Source organism: Mesorhizobium sp. Arg314 (assembly GCF_053714275.1).
On the sequence record NZ_JBSKBP010000166.1, the window covers coordinates 1 to 1,387 of the forward strand.

A 1,387-nucleotide genomic window follows, 5' to 3' on the forward strand; every position below is an offset into this window, starting at 1 on the left:
CATAGGCAGCGACCGTCATCAGCGGGAACCAGGCAAAGGTCCAATTTGCTTCGAGAGCCGACAACTCGCCGTGCTCCGGGCATCGGACTGGATGATCGACCACATTCGCCATCCATGATCGTTCCGGAACGGGCGCAATGACACCCTTAGCGGTATGTTTCTCCAGACGTCTATCTTCCACTCGCGGCGCCGGCACGATCCGCTGCGTGACCTTCAACGATCACAATCTGGTCAATTCCGATGCCGTCTGGGGAGGGGCGGCAACAATCCCATCTTGTTCCGACCCATCTGCGCCCTCTATTCACTCGTTGCAACAAACCCACAAACCTCCAATTTTTTCTCCCGCCAGGGTGAAAAGGCTAATTGAAAGGGCTCGTCAGCTTTTCGAAAGCTGGCACGATTAAAAGCTGATCCGAGCTGACCTGCTCAAATCTGCAAACCCGCTCTATTCGGAGGGAAGTATGGACCCATTTCGTAATCTCGATCCGTTTGATCCAAATTTCGCAACGAACTACGCCAGGCTGCAACAACAGCAAGGAGAGCAGGCGGCGCAAGTGGACTTTGAGCAGCACCTACGCGAAGCGGAACCAGCCGGGCCGCAGCGTGGCAGGACGGGCCGCGTAGGCCGCCCCGCCGTTCATAAGGTCTCTCCTGAAGACGAGCACCTCATCCAACTGGCGGCCACTGCGGCATCGCCTCGGCTAAGCAGGAAAACTATCAAAGACTATTGTAGCGGCCTCCGCGCGTTGTCTGAAGCACTCCAGACTCACGGCCTGGGTCTTGTTGGGCTAGGTGACGAGACGCTGCGCGACTGGGCTGCGACGTTGCTCCCGCATCATCGTGACGCGAGGGGGGGAGGGCTGAACATGCTTCGGAGCTACCGCCAGACCCTCGGGGAGGGAAGTTCGCGCGCTGGGGAAGGTAGCTCTCACCAACCAATCGATCAACCCGCCTACTCGCCAGTGCGAAGTGTCGATCAAGAGGAGATTTGGCGTGCGGCGGAAGGGGCGGATCAGCCCGCCCACTCACCGGTGCTAAGTGTCAACCAAGAAGAAATCTGGAGGGCAGTGGAAACGGTGGACCAACCCATTCCCTCGCCGCAAAGCGTCAATGCGGAGGAGATTTGGCAGGCAGCAGATCAAGCCGGCCAGCTGCCAGGGGATAGCTGGAACACGGCGAACTTTTGGCATGGGATGGCTTCACCCGCCCATTCGCCAGCGCAAAGTGTCAATCAGCCAAGCCCGCAGCAATGGGATCAAAACCTCGGTGCGTCGAACTCCGGTCAGCCATATTCCGCGCCGCCCCCGCCGCTGGACTTGGGAGCGTACGTCCCTGGCTTTGTGCACGGTGACCAGCGAGCGGAGGAGAACCTCATGCGCGGGATGCA

1 protein-coding gene and 1 pseudogene are annotated in these 1,387 nt (G+C 59.3%); one reads left to right on the forward strand and one right to left on the reverse strand.

Translation table 11 applies throughout. From position 1 onward, the window contains the following. On the reverse strand, positions 1-217 hold a 217-nt coding region (locus ACWGS9_RS34840; protein WP_454509436.1), incomplete at its 3' end, for a hypothetical protein. Between the two features lie 244 nt (positions 218-461). Between ACWGS9_RS34840 and ACWGS9_RS34845 the strand changes: the two are divergent. Beyond that, positions 462-1,387, forward strand: a pseudogene (locus tag ACWGS9_RS34845) (hypothetical protein); the annotation flags it as partial.